At 44.0% G+C, this 16534-nt stretch carries 14 protein-coding genes and 1 pseudogene; 1 reads left to right on the top strand and 14 read right to left on the bottom strand.

The features are described from left to right. Positions 1-103: 103 nt before the first annotated feature. The 8 genes and pseudogenes from ACFQPF_RS11965 to ACFQPF_RS12000 form a co-directional block, all read right to left on the bottom strand. Positions 104-253 (bottom strand): annotated as a pseudogene (locus ACFQPF_RS11965) (VOC family protein); the annotation flags it as partial. Between the two features lie 144 nt (positions 254-397). Beyond that, a complete protein-coding gene (locus ACFQPF_RS11970; RefSeq protein WP_379749984.1) occupies positions 398-2677 on the bottom strand; it encodes an FkbM family methyltransferase in 2280 nt (759 codons plus the stop codon). Positions 2678-2679: 2 nt separating this feature from the next. After that, a complete protein-coding gene (locus ACFQPF_RS11975) occupies positions 2680-3774 on the bottom strand; it encodes a glycosyltransferase (RefSeq protein ID WP_379749934.1) in 1095 nt (364 codons plus the stop codon). A gap of 74 nt (positions 3775-3848) precedes the next feature. Beyond that, positions 3849-5351 carry a collagen-like protein gene (locus ACFQPF_RS11980; RefSeq protein WP_425589397.1) on the bottom strand — a complete coding sequence of 501 codons (1503 nt, stop codon included), beginning with the start codon at positions 5349-5351 and terminating at the stop codon, positions 3849-3851. A gap of 370 nt (positions 5352-5721) precedes the next feature. After that, positions 5722-5850, bottom strand: coding sequence for a hypothetical protein (locus ACFQPF_RS11985; RefSeq protein ID WP_379749936.1), 129 nt, complete (start codon positions 5848-5850; stop codon positions 5722-5724). Continuing rightward, a complete protein-coding gene (locus ACFQPF_RS11990) occupies positions 5847-7619 on the bottom strand; it encodes a M3 family oligoendopeptidase (protein WP_379749938.1) in 1773 nt (590 codons plus the stop codon). The genes ACFQPF_RS11985 and ACFQPF_RS11990 overlap by 4 nt, the downstream gene beginning before the upstream one ends. Positions 7620-7783: 164 nt before the next feature. Continuing rightward, a complete protein-coding gene (locus tag ACFQPF_RS11995) occupies positions 7784-8749 on the bottom strand; it encodes a tRNA dihydrouridine synthase (RefSeq protein ID WP_379749940.1) in 966 nt (321 codons plus the stop codon). A 327-nt stretch (positions 8750-9076) separates the two neighbouring features. Further along, positions 9077-9802 (bottom strand): MBL fold metallo-hydrolase, encoded by a 726-nt coding sequence (locus ACFQPF_RS12000; RefSeq protein ID WP_379749942.1) that lies wholly within the window; start codon positions 9800-9802, stop codon positions 9077-9079. A 116-nt stretch (positions 9803-9918) separates the two neighbouring features. On the opposite strand from ACFQPF_RS12000, the gene ACFQPF_RS12005 reads away from it, so the two are divergent. Then, positions 9919-10518 carry a TetR family transcriptional regulator C-terminal domain-containing protein gene (locus ACFQPF_RS12005; protein WP_379749944.1) on the top strand — a complete coding sequence of 200 codons (600 nt, stop codon included), beginning with the start codon at positions 9919-9921 and terminating at the stop codon, positions 10516-10518. A 12-nt stretch (positions 10519-10530) separates the two neighbouring features. Here the strand turns inward: ACFQPF_RS12005 and ACFQPF_RS12010 are convergent, their stop codons facing one another. The 6 genes from ACFQPF_RS12010 to rlmD all read right to left on the bottom strand — a co-directional run bounded on the left by ACFQPF_RS12010 (position 10531) and on the right by rlmD (position 16518). Then, positions 10531-10728 carry a hypothetical protein gene (locus tag ACFQPF_RS12010; protein ID WP_379749946.1) on the bottom strand — a complete coding sequence of 66 codons (198 nt, stop codon included), beginning with the start codon at positions 10726-10728 and terminating at the stop codon, positions 10531-10533. Positions 10729-10735: 7 nt separating this feature from the next. Beyond that, on the bottom strand, positions 10736-11602 hold the full coding sequence (locus ACFQPF_RS12015) for a hypothetical protein (RefSeq protein ID WP_379749988.1): 867 nt from the start codon (positions 11600-11602) through the stop codon (positions 10736-10738). 90 nt (positions 11603-11692) lie between these two features. Beyond that, positions 11693-13144: an MBOAT family O-acyltransferase gene (locus tag ACFQPF_RS12020; RefSeq protein WP_379749948.1), complete on the bottom strand. Its 1452-nt coding sequence runs from the start codon at positions 13142-13144 to the stop codon at positions 11693-11695. A 15-nt stretch (positions 13145-13159) separates the two neighbouring features. Further along, positions 13160-14554 (bottom strand): AMP-binding protein, encoded by a 1395-nt coding sequence (locus ACFQPF_RS12025; RefSeq protein WP_379749950.1) that lies wholly within the window; start codon positions 14552-14554, stop codon positions 13160-13162. Then, the gene (locus ACFQPF_RS12030; protein ID WP_379749952.1) at positions 14547-14795 is read right to left on the bottom strand and encodes an acyl carrier protein; all 249 of its coding nucleotides are present in this window, start codon (positions 14793-14795) and stop codon (positions 14547-14549) included. Before ACFQPF_RS12030 ends, ACFQPF_RS12025 begins: the two co-directional genes overlap by 8 nt. 346 nt (positions 14796-15141) lie before the next feature. Then, a complete protein-coding gene (rlmD, locus tag ACFQPF_RS12035; protein WP_379749990.1) occupies positions 15142-16518 on the bottom strand; it encodes a 23S rRNA (uracil(1939)-C(5))-methyltransferase RlmD in 1377 nt (458 codons plus the stop codon). Between the last annotated feature and the right edge of the window lie 16 nt (positions 16519-16534).

Raw genomic sequence — 16534 nt, forward strand, 5'->3', positions numbered from 1 at the left:
CTTTTACGTTGTTTACCCATACGCATACCGAGACTCCTGAAAAAGATACGAACATTTTAACGAACAACTATCCACAGGTCTAGTTTTTTATAATTTCCTAAACAAATGAAAAAATCGTCGCACTTTCAGGTTCCGATTGAATCATCGTGCCATTCCAATTTTCAAAATCAAGCTGCAGCACATCACTGTACCACTTTTTCACTTCTTCTAGGTTTTTTGTTCTCCAGAATACGCCGCCGAAACCTTTAATCATTTAGTTTCTCTCCTGTCGTCTATCAATTTTTCGAGTCCATGCTACTACCTATTCGAGATATAACGATTCGTCCCTTTTTGTCCACCGAGAACTTTAATAATTATATAAAAAAGAGCACCAACTTGGCTGCTCTTCTTCATCCCATTACATGATTGTTTTCATCATTCTTTTGGCCAAGCTGTCTGGCACATAAATATAATCATCAAGGTCATCGGTATGCTGTTCATCCATACTCCAAACGTTTCCGTTCCACAAATTCACTTTAAATACATGGTAACCAGGAAGCAGCTCCTGAATGTCCTGAAGGGTATTTACTGCATTGTTGTGAAATTCAATCGCGATAACTGGATTCGACCGTCTTATCGTTTCTTGTGCTCCAAGCAAAACGTGATATTCATTTCCTTGTGTATCAATTTTGATCATACTGACATTGTCTTTCATATGCTCGTCAAGCACATCATCGAGACACGTTACTTCCACAGTAATTTTGCTAAAATGTGTTCCGATGCCATCGTAGTAGGTCATAGCTGACATGCCGCGGTTATAGCTGTTTTCGTCTTGCATGTAAAAGGCAGTTGTGCCGATTGTGTTTCCAACAGCCAAAGGATAAGCCTTGATATTAGCAAACTTGTTAAGTTCAATATTTGTTGTTAGCTGCTTGTAAATGGACGGATGAGGTTCAAAGCTTAGACATGTCACGTTTGGAAACAAGCTCGCTAGATGAAGAGAATGATAGCCTATATTAGCTCCTATATCACAAACAATGCTATCATCTCTAATAAATTTTCTCAGCTGTGTCACAAGATACGGTTCCCAGTGCCCTTCTTTGATAATGGTTTCTTCAATAAATCCCGGTGTCTGCAGCTTCATTTTAAAAGGGTCGCCCACTTCATTTAATACAATTACATCTTGAACCAATTCAGTTTGTTCTATGTTAATATGAAGCAGTTGTTCTAGCATTTTCTTATTTTGCAGGTAGTTCGTATCATCTGGCACGTACTTGCCTGCTTCTTGATTATGAAAATAAGACAATTCATAGTTTCCGAGCTGATAATAACAAACACAAAGCTGAATGTGAGGCAGCCATGTCCAGCACGCTTCATAATAGAGCATTCCTGGTGTTTCAGGTTTAGTAAGATCCGTGGCTAATTTGTACCAAAATATTGCTTGCTGATATTCTTGCTTCTTTATATAGTGAAATCCAAGGCGGCAGCAGATTTCTGCACGCGGAGTGTCATATTGAAACGATTGATAACAACACTGTCTCTCCTGCTCCTCGTTTGATTGCTTAAAATGCAAGTCAGCCGCTTCATTACAGACGGCAATCTTCTCCTCATGTGATGCATGGTCGGCTTCTAAGATCATCTCGTAAAATGCGAGTGCTTCGCTATACCTTTCCTTTTCTTTAAAGTGGCTAGCTATTTCGTACATTTCCATAAATGATGGAACGTCTTGATTGACGTCTTTGCTTTTGTATTCATTTATTACCTGTTCGTACAGGCTAATATAAGCATTTGTCATGTGCTTAACGGTAAAATGATCGGTTACGTATTGTCTTAACAAAGCGGGAGGAGCAAATGGCTGGTCTAGCCTTTGAATCATTTCTTCCGTATACGTGCAAATACAGTCTGGAAATGACTTCAACACTTCGCTTACGGCACCATTATTCAGTGCCACGACTGGTGTACCGCACGCCATCGCTTCAATCATCACAAGGCCGAATGGCTCTTCCCACGATGTTGGAAACACTAAACACGATGCTCCTTGCAGAAGGGTGATCCGTTGTTCTCCTCCAACTTCTCCAATGTATTCAACATTTTTAAGCTCCGCTATTCTTGGTTCCACTGCCGTTTTATAATACTCTTGGTCAAAAACAGGACCTGCCATAATCATTTTCTTTTTCGTTTGCTGTGCGATATCTAAAGCATGATGGACGCCCTTATGCCAATTCATGACACCAAGAAACAATAAGTAGTCTTCCTTTTCTTCACATAGCGGATAATGCTCCATATTGATGCCGTTATAGATATAGTGACCCTTATTTCTTCCGACAAACTCTAGCGCTCGCTGACTCACATAAACAGGATCGTCGACTTCATTATGACGGCTGTCATGTATTGTACAGACCGTAGGGATGGACAACTTTAACGTTCCCATCACGGAAGCATGTGTATGGTCATGAATGATGTCCACATCCTCAGGCAAGTTCTGCAGCACAAACTGTGAAAGCATCTCTGGGCTTGTCATGTCTTGAGGGTAGGCTATTAAATGGGCACTTGTTTCACTGCCTTCTTTAGCAAACAAGTATACGTTATGACCTCTACTCACGCTTTCTTCAATTAAATCCGCAATCATGCGTTCAATTCCGCCGTATTGAAGCGGAGGAACAGGATAATAATCTGGAGCAACATGAACCATATTCATCTTCACACACTCACAGCCTTTTCTCTGTTTTTTAATATCCCTTGCAGGAGATCACGGTTATGCAAGACATGCACATCCTCAGGGCGGTATTGGGCCGCCGCTTCATTATGTTCATAGGACTTCTCATAGTCTCCAAGGTGATAATAACAAATGCATAATTGCAAATGAGGCAGCCATGTCGAACAGGCTTGGTTCGTGAAGCCCCAGTTTTCATTTACACATTTGATTTTCAAAGCCCTCTCATACCAGAAAGCAGCTTGTTGATACTGTGAATCTGCTAAAAAGAAATAGCCAATCTTACAGCACAGTTCAGGCCTCGGGCTATCATAGTCAAACGACTTAAACGCATAGTAAAGTGCTTTCGTATTATCACCAAGACGAATATACACATCACATAATTTATCACACGCTGAAATCGCGTCTTCTTTCCACACTTGCTGCAGCGAGAGATATTTCTCATAATACACTGCTGCTTTCTCATTAAACTGGTGGTCATTTAATTCATTGGCATAATAATACATGTCACGCGGCGTAAACACTTCATTATTTTCTAACCGCTTCTCAAATATGGATAAATTTCGAGTTGAATGGGAATGCACACGCGTATGTGTAACGGCAAGATCGGCATTAATAATCGTTCCATCGACTGCCAAATATTCATGAACAGCACCGATCCATTTAAATTTACGTGCTCGTTTCACTAAACGATTTCTTCTAAAACTGGTGGTTACATTATGATGATCATCAAACGCATAATAGTACACCATCGTGACAGAATCGATGGTATCCTGCAGTTCGCTTTTTAGTTTCTTTAGCTTGTTGCGGTCCTCTTCAAGAAGGACATCATCGGCATCCAGCCATAGAATATAGTCTTTCGTGGCATGAGCAAAAGAAAAATTCCGAGCGGCTGAAAAATCGTCAATCCACTGAAAATCAACAACTTGATTTGTATAATTTCGGGCAATGTCTTTCGTTCTATCCTTTGACCCTGTATCAATGATGATGATCTCGTCCACAATGTCGCAAACAGACTCCAAGCATTTCCCAATATGATTTTCTTCATTTCTCACGATCATGCAAAGACTGATGGTTGTCATGAGTCGTCCTCCTTTAGCGATAAGAATTAGCTGATCTATTAAAAAGATCAGCTAATCGCAAAACGTGTGTCACCTTAAATAGCGGTGTCAAGAAAGACAGAGTAAATCGCATTTGACGTGACAGGTGGATCAACAAAGAGAGAGATTGCATCGTTTCTTATGACTGGTGTTCCAGGAATATTGCTGGTCCATGTCACGGTAGCTGGTGCTGCCACATAAGGTGTGCCATCGGAAACAAAGACCGGCTGAGGTCCAGCGTCAATTGTTCTGCTGGAGAATATAATGGTACCTGTAATATTTGCGGTTGTTGTGAGAGTAATGGTCGCAATAATATTTCCTACAAGCGGTGCCGCCGCATTATTGATTACATCAAAACAAATTTGGAAATCATATGATCCCGGGCTTAAATTATTAATGTTAATTGATGCAGAAAAACCTACCACAGATCCTGTTGTTCCAGCAACAACATAAGGAATGGCATTGGATAAAGCTCCCGGTGAACCGGCAATCCTTTGAAAACCTGCGTTAGCCCCGCTAAATAAGATAGCCTTTGTTGATGTGGTCTGAACGGGACCCGTCGCACCCGTTGCTCCTGTTGCTCCTGTTGGACCGGTCGGGCCAGTTGGACCCGTTGGACCGGTCGCCCCTGTTGGACCAGGCGGGCCTCCCGATGGACCGGTTGGACCGATTTGACCTGTCGCTCCCGTCGGGCCGGTCGGACCTGTGGGACCCGTTGGACCGGTTGGGCCTGTCGCTCCCGTTGGACCGGTCGGACCTCCTGCAGGACCGGTTGGACCCGTTGGACCTGTCGCTCCCGTAGGGCCAGGCGGACCTCCTGACGGACCGGTTGGACCCGTTGGACCTGTCGCTCCCGTCGGACCAGGCGGACCTCCTGATGGGCCGGTTGGACCAATTTGTCCAGTTGCGCCCGTTGCTCCTGATGGACCGGTTGGACCTGTGGGACCCGTTGGACCTGTCGCTCCCGTTGGACCGGGCGGACCTCCCGATGGACCGGTGGGACCCGTTGGACCTGTCGCTCCCGTCGGACCAGGCGGACCTCCTGATGGACCAGTTGGACCCGTTGGACCTGTCGCTCCCGTGGCTCCAGTGGGACCCGGCGGACCTCCTGATGGACCGGTTGGACCCGTGGCGCCGGTTGCACCTGATGCACCTGTTGCTCCGGTTGCGCCGGTTGCACCTGCAGATCCTGACGGTCCCGGAGGCCCAGGTGGACCTGGGGGACCTGGCGGACAAGGAAGACAGTTAATGATGCTACAATCCTTTTCTTTCTTAAATTCTTTCATTTTTTGCAATTGCTTTTTTATATAATCTGGTATTAAAGGTATCCAAAAGCGGCCATTGTAACGATAAAAAATCTGCCTATTGATATCCAGGAACAAACTGCCTTCCTCTGCCGTATCTGGACGATCAATCAGCCTTCCTTCCTGAATTAGCGGAATACCGCCTCCGTTTACAATGTACTTGTTTTCATTTACAGACTCACCATTGTCTTTCGGAGTATCTGTAAACAACGGATTCTTATTCTGTTTTTCCTTGTTCCCGCGTTTAGATGACATACTATCCCTCCACTCTGACTAGAACCTCCCATTTCTATTGATACTCACGATAAGCTTGCCTTATATCACTCTATTGCATTTTTTTGAAACAAAAGCCTTTCAGCATAAAGGAACAGGTTTGATTAGAAGCAAGGGGAAAAGTCAGTGGTTCAGGATTATTTGGAGAAATTTAAAACGGAATCTGTAGGGTTTCCCCTGCTGACTCCGTTTTAAACAGTCATTATCACCTACCTTAATTTCGCTTGTACCCAATCCTATCTTTATCGAATGCCCTTAAAACTCTGTCAGCTGCGATTAAAAACTTGTTTTTCTTCAATTCTACAGGACCTATTTCCCGTGATATTTCAACAGTCTTCACATGTTTCGGCATTTAGCAAATACCCACCATGTGTATAAAATCATTCATCGCATATTTCTGAGCAATTTCCGTTCTAGACAAAATCACCGCCACAACATCATCGCTCAGCATGTTGTTGATTTTCTTAGCGATCGGCTTCATCGCCCTAGTCTCTGATTCACAAGCTTCACAAACTCCTCCACATCCCTCGCGCACAGTTCCATGCCTTTTATCCAGAATTCCTCAACGTTAATGTCTTCACCTAAATGCTTCATGACTAAGTCTTCCGCACTCATCCTTCCAGAATCGCTTAGCAAACGAATATAGTCTTTCTCAAACTCTTTGCCGGTTTCCTTTGCCTTTGCATAGATGCCTAGCGCGAATAAGTAACCGAACGTGTATGGGAAATTGTAAAAGGGTGATTTTGTTATGTAATAATGCGGTGTCCATGCCCAAGAATAGTGGGAGAACTCTTCCAGCGATCCTCCATAGGCATCAATCGTAGCTTGATCCATCAATTCTACTAAACGTTTGGACGAGACTATTCCTTCTTTTCGTTCTTCATAAAATCGCTGCTCGAACAAAAAACGAGAGTAAATGTTCATAAAGTTCATCACACTGCGCTTGATCTTTTCGTCCAAAATAAATAATTGTTCCTCTTTGGATGCTGCTTTTTTCAGCGCGGCGTCAAAGATGATCATTTCGGCAAAGGTAGAAGCCGTTTCCGCTATGCTTAGCGGATAATACCGGTTCATTCCATTCACATTTTTCATCGCATAGTTGTGGAACGCATGGCCCAACTCATGTACGAGAGTTAGCACACTCATGAATGTGCCGCCAAACGTCATGAACACTCTCGATTCTTTGGAGAGCGGGAAGCCCGCGCAAAACGCAGCGGCAGATTTATTCGGACGGTTTTCAGCTTCTACCCAGCTGGCATGGAACGCTTGCCGGGCGAATTCCTCGAGCTCTTTTCCAAACTCGCTGAAATGTTTAAGAACGAGTTCGACCGCCTCATCATAAGTGATACTTGGACTATTCTTCAGAACAGGGGCCCAGAAATTGTATGCCTTCATTTTTGAGCCGCCGAGGATTTCCGCTTTGACATTCAAGTAGGAAGAGAAGTGATGCTTGTACTTACTAATGACGGACCACATCGTATGAAGCGTTTCTTCACTCATTCGGTTTTCTTTAGTCGCTTCTGCTAACACACTGTCCTTGCCGTATTGCTTGTACACGTTTAGACGGAAACCGGCTATATGATTCATGATACTGGCAAACAGCTCTTCTTTCTCTTTCATCGCATTCTCTAACGCGTAATGAGCACCTCTCCGAACGTCTTCATCTGGGTGAGACCGCAAGTTTAACGCCTGACCCACCGAAACATTTTGGTGTACTCCATCAATCTGAACCTCTATGGTAATACGGGTCATAAGTGTCTGATAAAAATGACCCCAAGCATGAAACCCATCCGCACTTAAATCCGCGATCAGCTGCTGATGTTCATCGGAAGCAGAATGATTAGCATCATCCCGCCAAAGATGGAGGATATAGCGATACTCTGCTAGATCTTCAGATTCAAGCATGCTGTCCCATTCCGACTGCTCCATATGGGCAAGCATTCTCTTCACTTTAGATAATGCATTTTCGTAGCGCGTTTCCTGTTGTGTCACTTTCCCGCGCCACGCAGCCGCATCCTGATTCTTCGAATTTTCCGCAAGAAGACAGGTTAAATATGAATTAGCCTGTGATAAGTGAATACGAATATTTCCGATATCATCCAATAGCTCGTGTACGTTTGATTTTGTGAAGAAATGAATAGAGGATTCAAAGTCGTTCATTAATTCTTTGATCTGGTCGACGTGAACAAGAAAACCATTTCTAAATAGTCCATCTATGTTCCAAACGTTTGGGTATATCGCTTGTTTCATGATTTGCCTCCAATATCATGATGTTAAATACGTGTTCGATCATAATGAGAGAGACTCATCACAATTGGATGAGTTCTGATGACATTTACATTAAGTTTATTCCACTAAAAAGAGCATGAATCCTGCTGTAGGATTCATGCTCTAACCTTCATATTTAGTTACCTTTACCATGATGGTAGTTCAAACTGATCAAGCAAATCCCGGACTTCATCCGTAGACTTCGTACTCATCAGCTGATTACGAAGCTCAGCCGCGCCTGGGAATCCCTTTACATAAATCTTAAAAAAGCGATGAAGACCTGTGATGGATCGCGGCACTTGTTCTGCGTATTGATCCTGCAAATCGAGTTGTAGGCGAAGTAAATCCAGGTGTTCTCTACTGCTATGCTCTCTCGGCTCTTTTTCAAAGGCGAATGGGTTCTTGAAAATTCCTCGGCCGATCATGATGCCGTCGATGCCGTATTGCTCGGCAAGCTCCAACCCTTTTTGGCGGTCCGGGATGTCGCCGTTGATGGTGAGCATCGTATCGGGGGCGATACGGTCGCGCAGTGCTTTGATTTCGGGAATGAGCTCCCAGTGCGCGGGCACAAGGCTCATTTCGTCTCTTGTACGCAAATGAATGGAAAGGTTCGCGATATCCTGTTTCAAAATATGCGTCAGCCACGCTTCCCACTCATTGACCTCTCTGAAGCCAAGACGTGTTTTCACGCTGACCGGCAGTCCACCTGCTTTTGCGGCTTGGATCAGTTCTGCCGCAAGATCCGGAAGCAGAATCAACCCGCTTCCTTTCCCTCTCTGCGCCACATTCGGCACAGGGCAGCCCATGTTAATATCGATTCCTTTGAAGCCCATCTCGGCCATGCCGATGCTCATCTGACGGAAATACTCCGGCTTGTCGCCCCAAATATGCGCCACCATCGGCTGCTCATCTTCTGTAAACGTCAGACGGCCGCGGACACTTTTAATTCCGTCCGGATGACAGTAGCTGTCCGAGTTGGTGAACTCTGTGAAAAATACGTCCGGACGTCCGGCTGCACTCACCACGTGACGAAACACCACATCCGTCACATCCTCCATTGGTGCCAATACGAAAAACGGACGCGGCAGCTCACGCCAAAAATTATTGCTCATGTTACTCAATCCTCTCACAATCTATAAGTCCTACATTAACGTTTAAATTAATTATTCTTTTACACTTATAACATGTTTTGGGACTGATTTTCAAACGGTGGAGGATGATAATTTATGGGAATCTCCCTCTTTATTCAGGCTTCATGCATAGTGGCAGGAATTTATTTGTGAATCTGAGAAGTTTTTTTGCGAATCTTGCTCGTTTATTTGCAAATCCGAGGCATTTATTTGCAGGTACAAAAATTTATTTGCACTGCGATTTTTTATTTATTTTTCGACACGCTTGTTTGCAGAGATAACCCGTTCTTTGCACGCCGCCTCTTCACATCAAACAACCGACAACCGCTCCAAATACTCCGCATGGCGAAGCACCTCATTTACCCCTAACGGCGCACCATGTCCCACATGAAAAGTTTGATTCCCAGCCGAGATTAACCGCAATAACTGTTGTGCTACCTCATACGGATCATCTTCAAACGGAGGGCGTATGGCATGTTTTTTCCTCATGATTCCGCCAAGCAGTATGCCTGAGGCTAACAGGTCACCGACCATCGCATCTTTTGAATCCAGTTCGACCGATACGGAGCCAGATGTATGTCCGGGTGTATGGGTAACTGAGCCAGGCACCCCGAAACGCTGCAAATCAAACGTTTGGTTTTGCGAAATCACGATATCTGGTGTAAACCCTTCGTAGTGCTGAGAGATGAATCCGGTTTTGTAGAACAGCCGTGCCAACCGCCCAGTCGGGCAGAACGTCATCTTTTCTTCCCGGCTGTAATGCTTAGCATCACTTTCATGGGCGAGAATGGGAGCGCCGGTCAGTTCGCGCAATCTTGCCGCACTGCCGGCATGATCGACATGGGCATGGGTGATGATGATGAGCTTAATGTCCTTGAATGTCAGCTTTTCTTGCGCTAAAGCTCTGCCTATTTTCCTCTCCGATCCCGGAATTCCGGCATCAACCAAAATCGCCCCATCTGGTCCAAGAATCAAATGCGCGTTTACCATGTGAAGCGGCAAGATGGGAATACGGACTATTTTCACGGTATTCATAAGCGACACATCCCCTTTAGAAAAAAATACCGAACGGTTCGGTATTTTTATCATATCAAGAATTACCATTTTGTGCTAACATTAAGATAATTTAATTTCTTGAGGAGGCTGCTTTCATGCGCAAGGGCGAGAAAACGCGTCAGCATATTATTGAAAAATCAGCCGGACTTTTTAACACAAAAGGATATGCCGGCTCTTCTATACAAGACATCATCGACGTTACGGGGTTAACGAAAGGTGGCGTCTATCGGACTTTTGCGGGGAAAGACGAAATTGCGCTCGAAGCGTTTGATTATGCTCACAAGGTGATGACAGAGCATATTGTGAGAGCAGCGGAAAAAGGCGAGACGGCACTTCATAAGATCATGGCCATATGTGCGGTGTACGAAGATCCGGTGTACAATTTGCCGATTGAAGGCGGCTGTCCGTTGCTCAACACAGCGGTTGATGCGGATGACGGCTATCTTCCACTTAGAAAAAAAGCGGAGTCTGCGCATGGTCAATTCACATCGTTTATTCAAAGCATACTGGACGCGGGAAAGGCCGTAGGGGAGTTTTCTTCAGATCTCCAAACAGAAGCACTCTCATCATTCATCGTATCATCTCTAGAAGGCGGGGTTATGACAAGCCGGTTAACCCGAGACAACAAGCACATGGGATTTGTTATAGAGCAGATTGAGTTTGTGTTATCTTCTTATAAAAGAAAAAAAGAGTGAGTCCTAATAGGCTCACTCCTCTTCAATCACTCTTGCCACTTCATTCCCGCACTTCTCGCACTTGCCTTCTAACACAAGCCCAAATTTATCTTCATTAATCGTAAAATTCTCGATGGCTACTACATCAACACAATGCGTACAATAAACATTTTGGATCAGCTCGCTTCTTATTTCCTTAGAAATAGCGAGCCATTTTTTATTTGCTACCATCTAAGAATCACTTCTTGCTAGTTGAGTTTAAATACCCCATTCTCTTCAATTCCTCATACACAATCCAAGAAAACTTCTTTCTTCCCTCTTTGTTTAAATGATCGGGGTCGATAAAGTATTTTTGTTTATGTACGAATCGTGGATCATGACTATAATTTAAGAGTGGGACGTCTAAATCTAGAGCTTCTAAATGCTGAAAGACGAGTCGATTCATTACTTTTTCATCGAAATAGTCTAGATAAGACTGATGCATGGGCTCCATGGTCAATACGACTTGGTAGCCTCTCTCGTCACAAAGATCTATCAGCTCTTTTAAATGCTTTGCATTTCGTTCAACATATTGGTTTTCCACGGCTTCTTCGTACTGTTTCTCTATTTTCTTAAATTTTCTTTCTGAATAATTTCTTCCGTTATCTGCCCATGGGTGATGAGCATCCCATCTCAAGTTCTTCAATCTACCTGCGATCGCAGATGTCAGAACCCCGCTATTTGTCCCTGGCAAGTACAGATAGCTGTAATAATCAACCACATCAAACGGTTCAAGCTCAGAACGATCTACTATTCGATAATAATTGCCGATGTTCTTCGCTTCATAATTGGAAAACGTGATTTGAGAAATGGAGACGAGAACGACACCATTTGGTTTAAGGTGCTTGCCATACTTCTTCAACAATTTATAGTCGTATTGAACGGTTTGAGAAGGAAGCGCTAAGTCCAGATGCGACAACCCAGTAGGCTTGAAATAATAGCCGTACATAGAATGAGATGCACCTAAATTGATGATATCAACCGGATGGGGATCATTCTTAAACGCCAGTATCTCATGGTCAATATTGTAATCATAAGATATCTTCACAAAATAATTGACTGGCATAAACAGCAAGATCACAACACCCAATATAAGTACTAACTTGAAGAATAATGTTCTCATAGCGATTCCTTTCAACACCGTGTTTCTTTCACCTTAAAAACCACCATAAACAAATCCATTTCCCGACACTCCGAAAACAAGAACGGAAAATAGTAGGAAAATATAAAACGCCATTCTCGTAACCATGGATTGCTTCGATACAACCTTCCATGTTGAAACCTTGTTACGCTCGATATACTGAAATAGCTGGAAGATGATAAAGAAGAACATGAAAATCAGTAGATCCAGTAACGGGAAAATCTCGAATGCTTTCAAAAGTCCCCAAGGGCTCCATGAACGGAGTGATAAAAAGAGCTGTGCATTTTCAAATGCGTCTGCCACCGTATTCGACCGGAAAAACACTCTTGAAAAGCAAACGAGCAGGAAGGTGATGGCGATCTTCATCCATACATGAAACACTGGAATTCTATCTAATCGTACAAAAGACGCCATTTTTTCACGGTGCGATTTTGTTGCATCTCCAAACACGCGATAAAACCCGTGTATGAGACCCCATAGTACAAACGTCCAAGCCGCTCCGTGCCAAATGCCGCTGACTAAAAATGTCATCACAATTCCTAAATAGATTTGACTTCTTTTCTTTTTGCCCTTACATAATGGGAAAAAGATATAATCTCGAAGCCACGTGGAGAGCGTGATGTGCCATCTGCTCCAAAAATCAGCAATGGAAACGGCAAAGTGCGGCTGCTTAAAGTTTTCTGTCAGCTTGATTCCGAGCATTCTTGCGCTTCCGATCGCAATATCACTGCATGCTGAAAAATCAGCGAACAATTGAATGGAGAACAAAATCGTAGCGAGTACAATTTGTGAACCAGTTGGGTTCGGACTATCGTAAACACTGGCCACGATTGGAGCTAATCGATCGGCAATCAACGTCTTCTTAAAGAAACCCCATGCAATTCGCTGCATCCCATAAATTAGATTTTCTTGAGTTAATCGCTGTTCTACCTTTAATTGTGGAAGTAACTTTTTGGCACGTTCAATGGGCCCCGCAACCAATTGTGGGAAAAAGGCAAAATAGACCGAGAAATAACCGTAATGTCTTTCCGCTTTTTGCTTTCGATAATAAATATCCACAAGATAACTGACCGCCTGAAAGGTATAAAACGAAATGGCCAATGGCAGAACAATCTCTTGGTACGGTATGGTGTATTCCCATTCCAGGAATGTGGCTACCGACCGAAGCGAGTCATTCACAAAGTTAAAATATTTAAACCAGCCGAGTAAAAACAAAAGGATGGAAATACCAACGAGCATCACTTTTTTTCTCTGCTTTTTGGTCTCTTGTTTTTCAATCACTATCCCCGCAAAATACGTAAAGGCTGTGCTAATTAGCAGCAATAGCATAAACTGCATACTTAAGCTTGCGTAAAAAACATAGCTCGCAAACAATAAAAGAACCCATCTGAATCGATGGGGAAGTAAATAATTCAAACAAACGGTTGCGACGAGAAATAAAAGAAACTCGATCGAAATAAAAGTCATTTCATCACCTGATCATTATCCATGCTTAGGCAAATCAGAATAGAGGATTTTCCCGAAGTGATTGCGCGGAATTTCCTTAATTCTCATCACCTTAAAGCTTTTTAGCTTTAATTTTTCTTTGATGATTTTCTTGATCTGAACATAATCTTCTTTTAACGTATAAATCACCATTTGATCATCATTTCCAGCACAAATACAATCGTGACCATGTTCATGCAAAAAGGCTTCGACATCATCCAGGCTGATACGGTTGCCATACATTTTAATCATTCGTTTGATGCGGCCGGTTATGAAAAAATACCCTTCCTCATCAACGTACGCCATATCTCCTGTATGCAAAACACCGTTATTCTCATCGTTTTTCGAAAGATCGAATAATGATTCCGCATACCCTAACGAAACATTTGGCCCTTTGTAGATCAATTCGCCTGTCATAAGAGGCTCAGTGATTCTGTTACCGTTGTCATCTTGAAGAACCAGTTCTCCACCCGGAATGGCAATCCCAATACTTCCCGCTTTTCTCATGTTATCTTCATATGGCAAGTAGCTGATCCGCGCCGTCGCTTCCGTTTGGCCATACATCGTATAAAACTGAATACCTTTCTGATGACATAATGCAGCAAATTTGCGCGCTAAACTTTCGCTTAATTTCCCGCCTGCCTGGGTCAGTTTTTTTAAGCTTGGAAGATGCAACGTTTCAAACTTCAGCCGATCCAGCATTTCATACACAAAAGGAACGCCGCCAAACGTGGTGACTTGCTGCTCCTTACATAGATCCCAAAACTCTTTTTTTAGTATCGATGATTCCGTCATAACGATGGTAGCGCCGCATATCAAATGGCTGTTAATGATCGAAAGGCCATACGAGTAATTCATCGGAAGGGTTGTGATCGGTTTATCGTCTGCATCGATGTTAAGATACTGCGCGATGGAGTCAGCGTTTGTAAAAATATTTTCATAGCTTAAACGAACGAATTTAGGACTCCCCGTACTTCCAGAGGTCGTTAAAAGGAGTGCCAGATTCTCATGAAGATCATGCTGGACCTGTGTCGGACATTCAAATAGTGTGTAATCTCCATAAACAAATGAAGATTCCATACTTTGTGAGAGGTCTTGATGGTCGCTGCTCGCCCAGATATAGGCAGGCTTATAAAGGTTAATTAATCTGCGCAGCCGATCGATGTGGAGTGAGGCATCCAAAAGAACCGGAACAACGCCGCCTCGAATAAAGCCCACGTAGCCGAATAACGACTCTTTATTATTGGAACATAAACAAAAAACGAGCGTTCGTTCACCCACATTACTGCATATCGTATCAGACAGTTCTAGCATTTCAGAGTATGAATACGCTCTGTCAGCATACACAGCGGTACGGTCCCCGAACTGCTCCATTTCTTTGAAGCTATTCATTACTAAAGTCCACTCCCAAACGTTCCAACAACTCAATTCCTGCCTTGTAGGAATTAAATTCGGTCATCCATTCGGAATCTAATGAGACATCAAAAGCATCCTCCACCTCAGAAATAAGGCCCATATGCCCAATAGAATCCCACTCTGCCGATTCGCCAAGAACTAAATTCTCAACTGCCTCATCTTCCTCCAAATCCAACGCATTTATAAAAGCATTTCTATATTTATCAATATTTCTCATGAATAGCATCCTCTCGGTAATGACGGTCGCTGCGGCGATTCAAGCCTCAGCTCGATTTATAAAGTAAAAAAAATCATTTTAATTGAAATAAGTAAATATAAGAAAATAGATGAAAAATCTCTCACTGATAATTATTATCATTCCAACCATGATTCTAGCATATCGCCTTTTTAAAAACTATACTTTTCTCGCCTCCAGGTTTTAACAATTCCGCTTGTTTAAAGGGTTCTCAGCACGAGTAGCTAGGGATTAAGAATGGAATCGATGTGGTAAGTCCAAACAAATAGGAGCAGGTCCCCTTATTATCGGTGACCTGCTCCTTCTTTTAAAAACCATGATGGCAAATTTACTTTAGAACTAACTGTGATACACACTCCACATGCGTCGTCTGCGGAAACATATCCACCGGCTGTACCTCAACCGTCTTGAATCCGCCATCCTCCAGCACTCGAAGATCACGCGCGAGTGTGGCTGGGTTGCAGCTCACATACACCACACGCTTCGGCTTCATCTCGATGATTGTTTTGAGCAGTTCTTCGTCGCAGCCTTTTCGCGGCGGGTCGACGACGATGACGTCTGGGGTGATGCCTTCTTTTTTCCATGCTGGGATGATGTCTTCGGATTTTCCGACGGCGAATTCGGCGTTTGTGATGCCGTTGAGCTCGGCGTTTCGTTTCGCGTCTTCAATCGCTTCTGGCACGATTTCAACGCCGTACACTTTTTTCGCTTTTTGCGCGAGGAAGAGTGAGATCGTTCCGATGCCGCAATAGGCGTCTATGACCGTTTCATCGCCAGTCAAGTTCGCGTACTCTAGCGCTTTTTCGTACAGCACTTTTGTCTGTGGCGGATTGATCTGGTAGAACGACCGTGCCGAGATGGCGAACTGGATGTCGCCGATAAAATCGTAAATGTACTCGGCGCCCCAGAGAAGTTTTGTTTCTTCGCCAAAGATGACGTTCGTGCGTTTTTTGTTAATGTTCTGCACGATGGATTTTACGTTTGGCAATGCTTTTTGAATGTCTTCAACGATCTTGTTTTTATGCGGTAGCTCTTTGCCGTTTGTGACGAGAACAATCATCAGATCGCCTGTCGTGCGGCCGTATCGGGCAACGATATGGCGCAGCAATCCTTTATGGTTCTGCTCGTTGTATGGCGTGATGCTGTAGGTGTTCAGCACTTCTTTCACAGCCTGCACGGCATCGTCGCTCGTATCGCCCGTTATGATGCAGCTGTCCATCTCGACGATTTCGTGGCTGCGTTTTTGGTAAAAGCCTGTGATCAGGCGGCCTTCGCGCGCGCCCACCGGCACCTGCGCTTTGTTACGGTAGCGCCACGGCTCGTCGCCCATGCCGAGTGTCGGCAATACGGGTACATTTTCAATTTTGCCGATTCGCGTGAGAACCTCTTCCACCTGCTTGCGCTTATATTCCAGCTGGCCTTCGTATGAGAGGTGCTGCAGCTGGCATCCGCCGCACATTTTATAGATCGGGCATGGCGGTTCAATTCGATCTGGGCTTGGTTCGATCAGGTCCAGCAGGCGGCCGAATCCGTAGCCTTTCTTCACACCGATCACTTTAATCTCGGCGCGTTCCCCGGGCAATGTGTTCGGGATGAACAGCGGAAAGCCATCCACCTTCGCCACTCCTGCTCCGTCATGGGTAAGGTCGACCACATCCACTTCAATGATATCGTTTTTATTTAGAGGCGCGTTTGCCTGTGTCATCATACATCGTTCCTTT

It is taken from the genome of Fictibacillus iocasae (assembly GCF_042665465.1).
Taxonomy (GTDB): domain Bacteria; phylum Bacillota; class Bacilli; order Bacillales; family Fictibacillaceae; genus Fictibacillus; species Fictibacillus iocasae.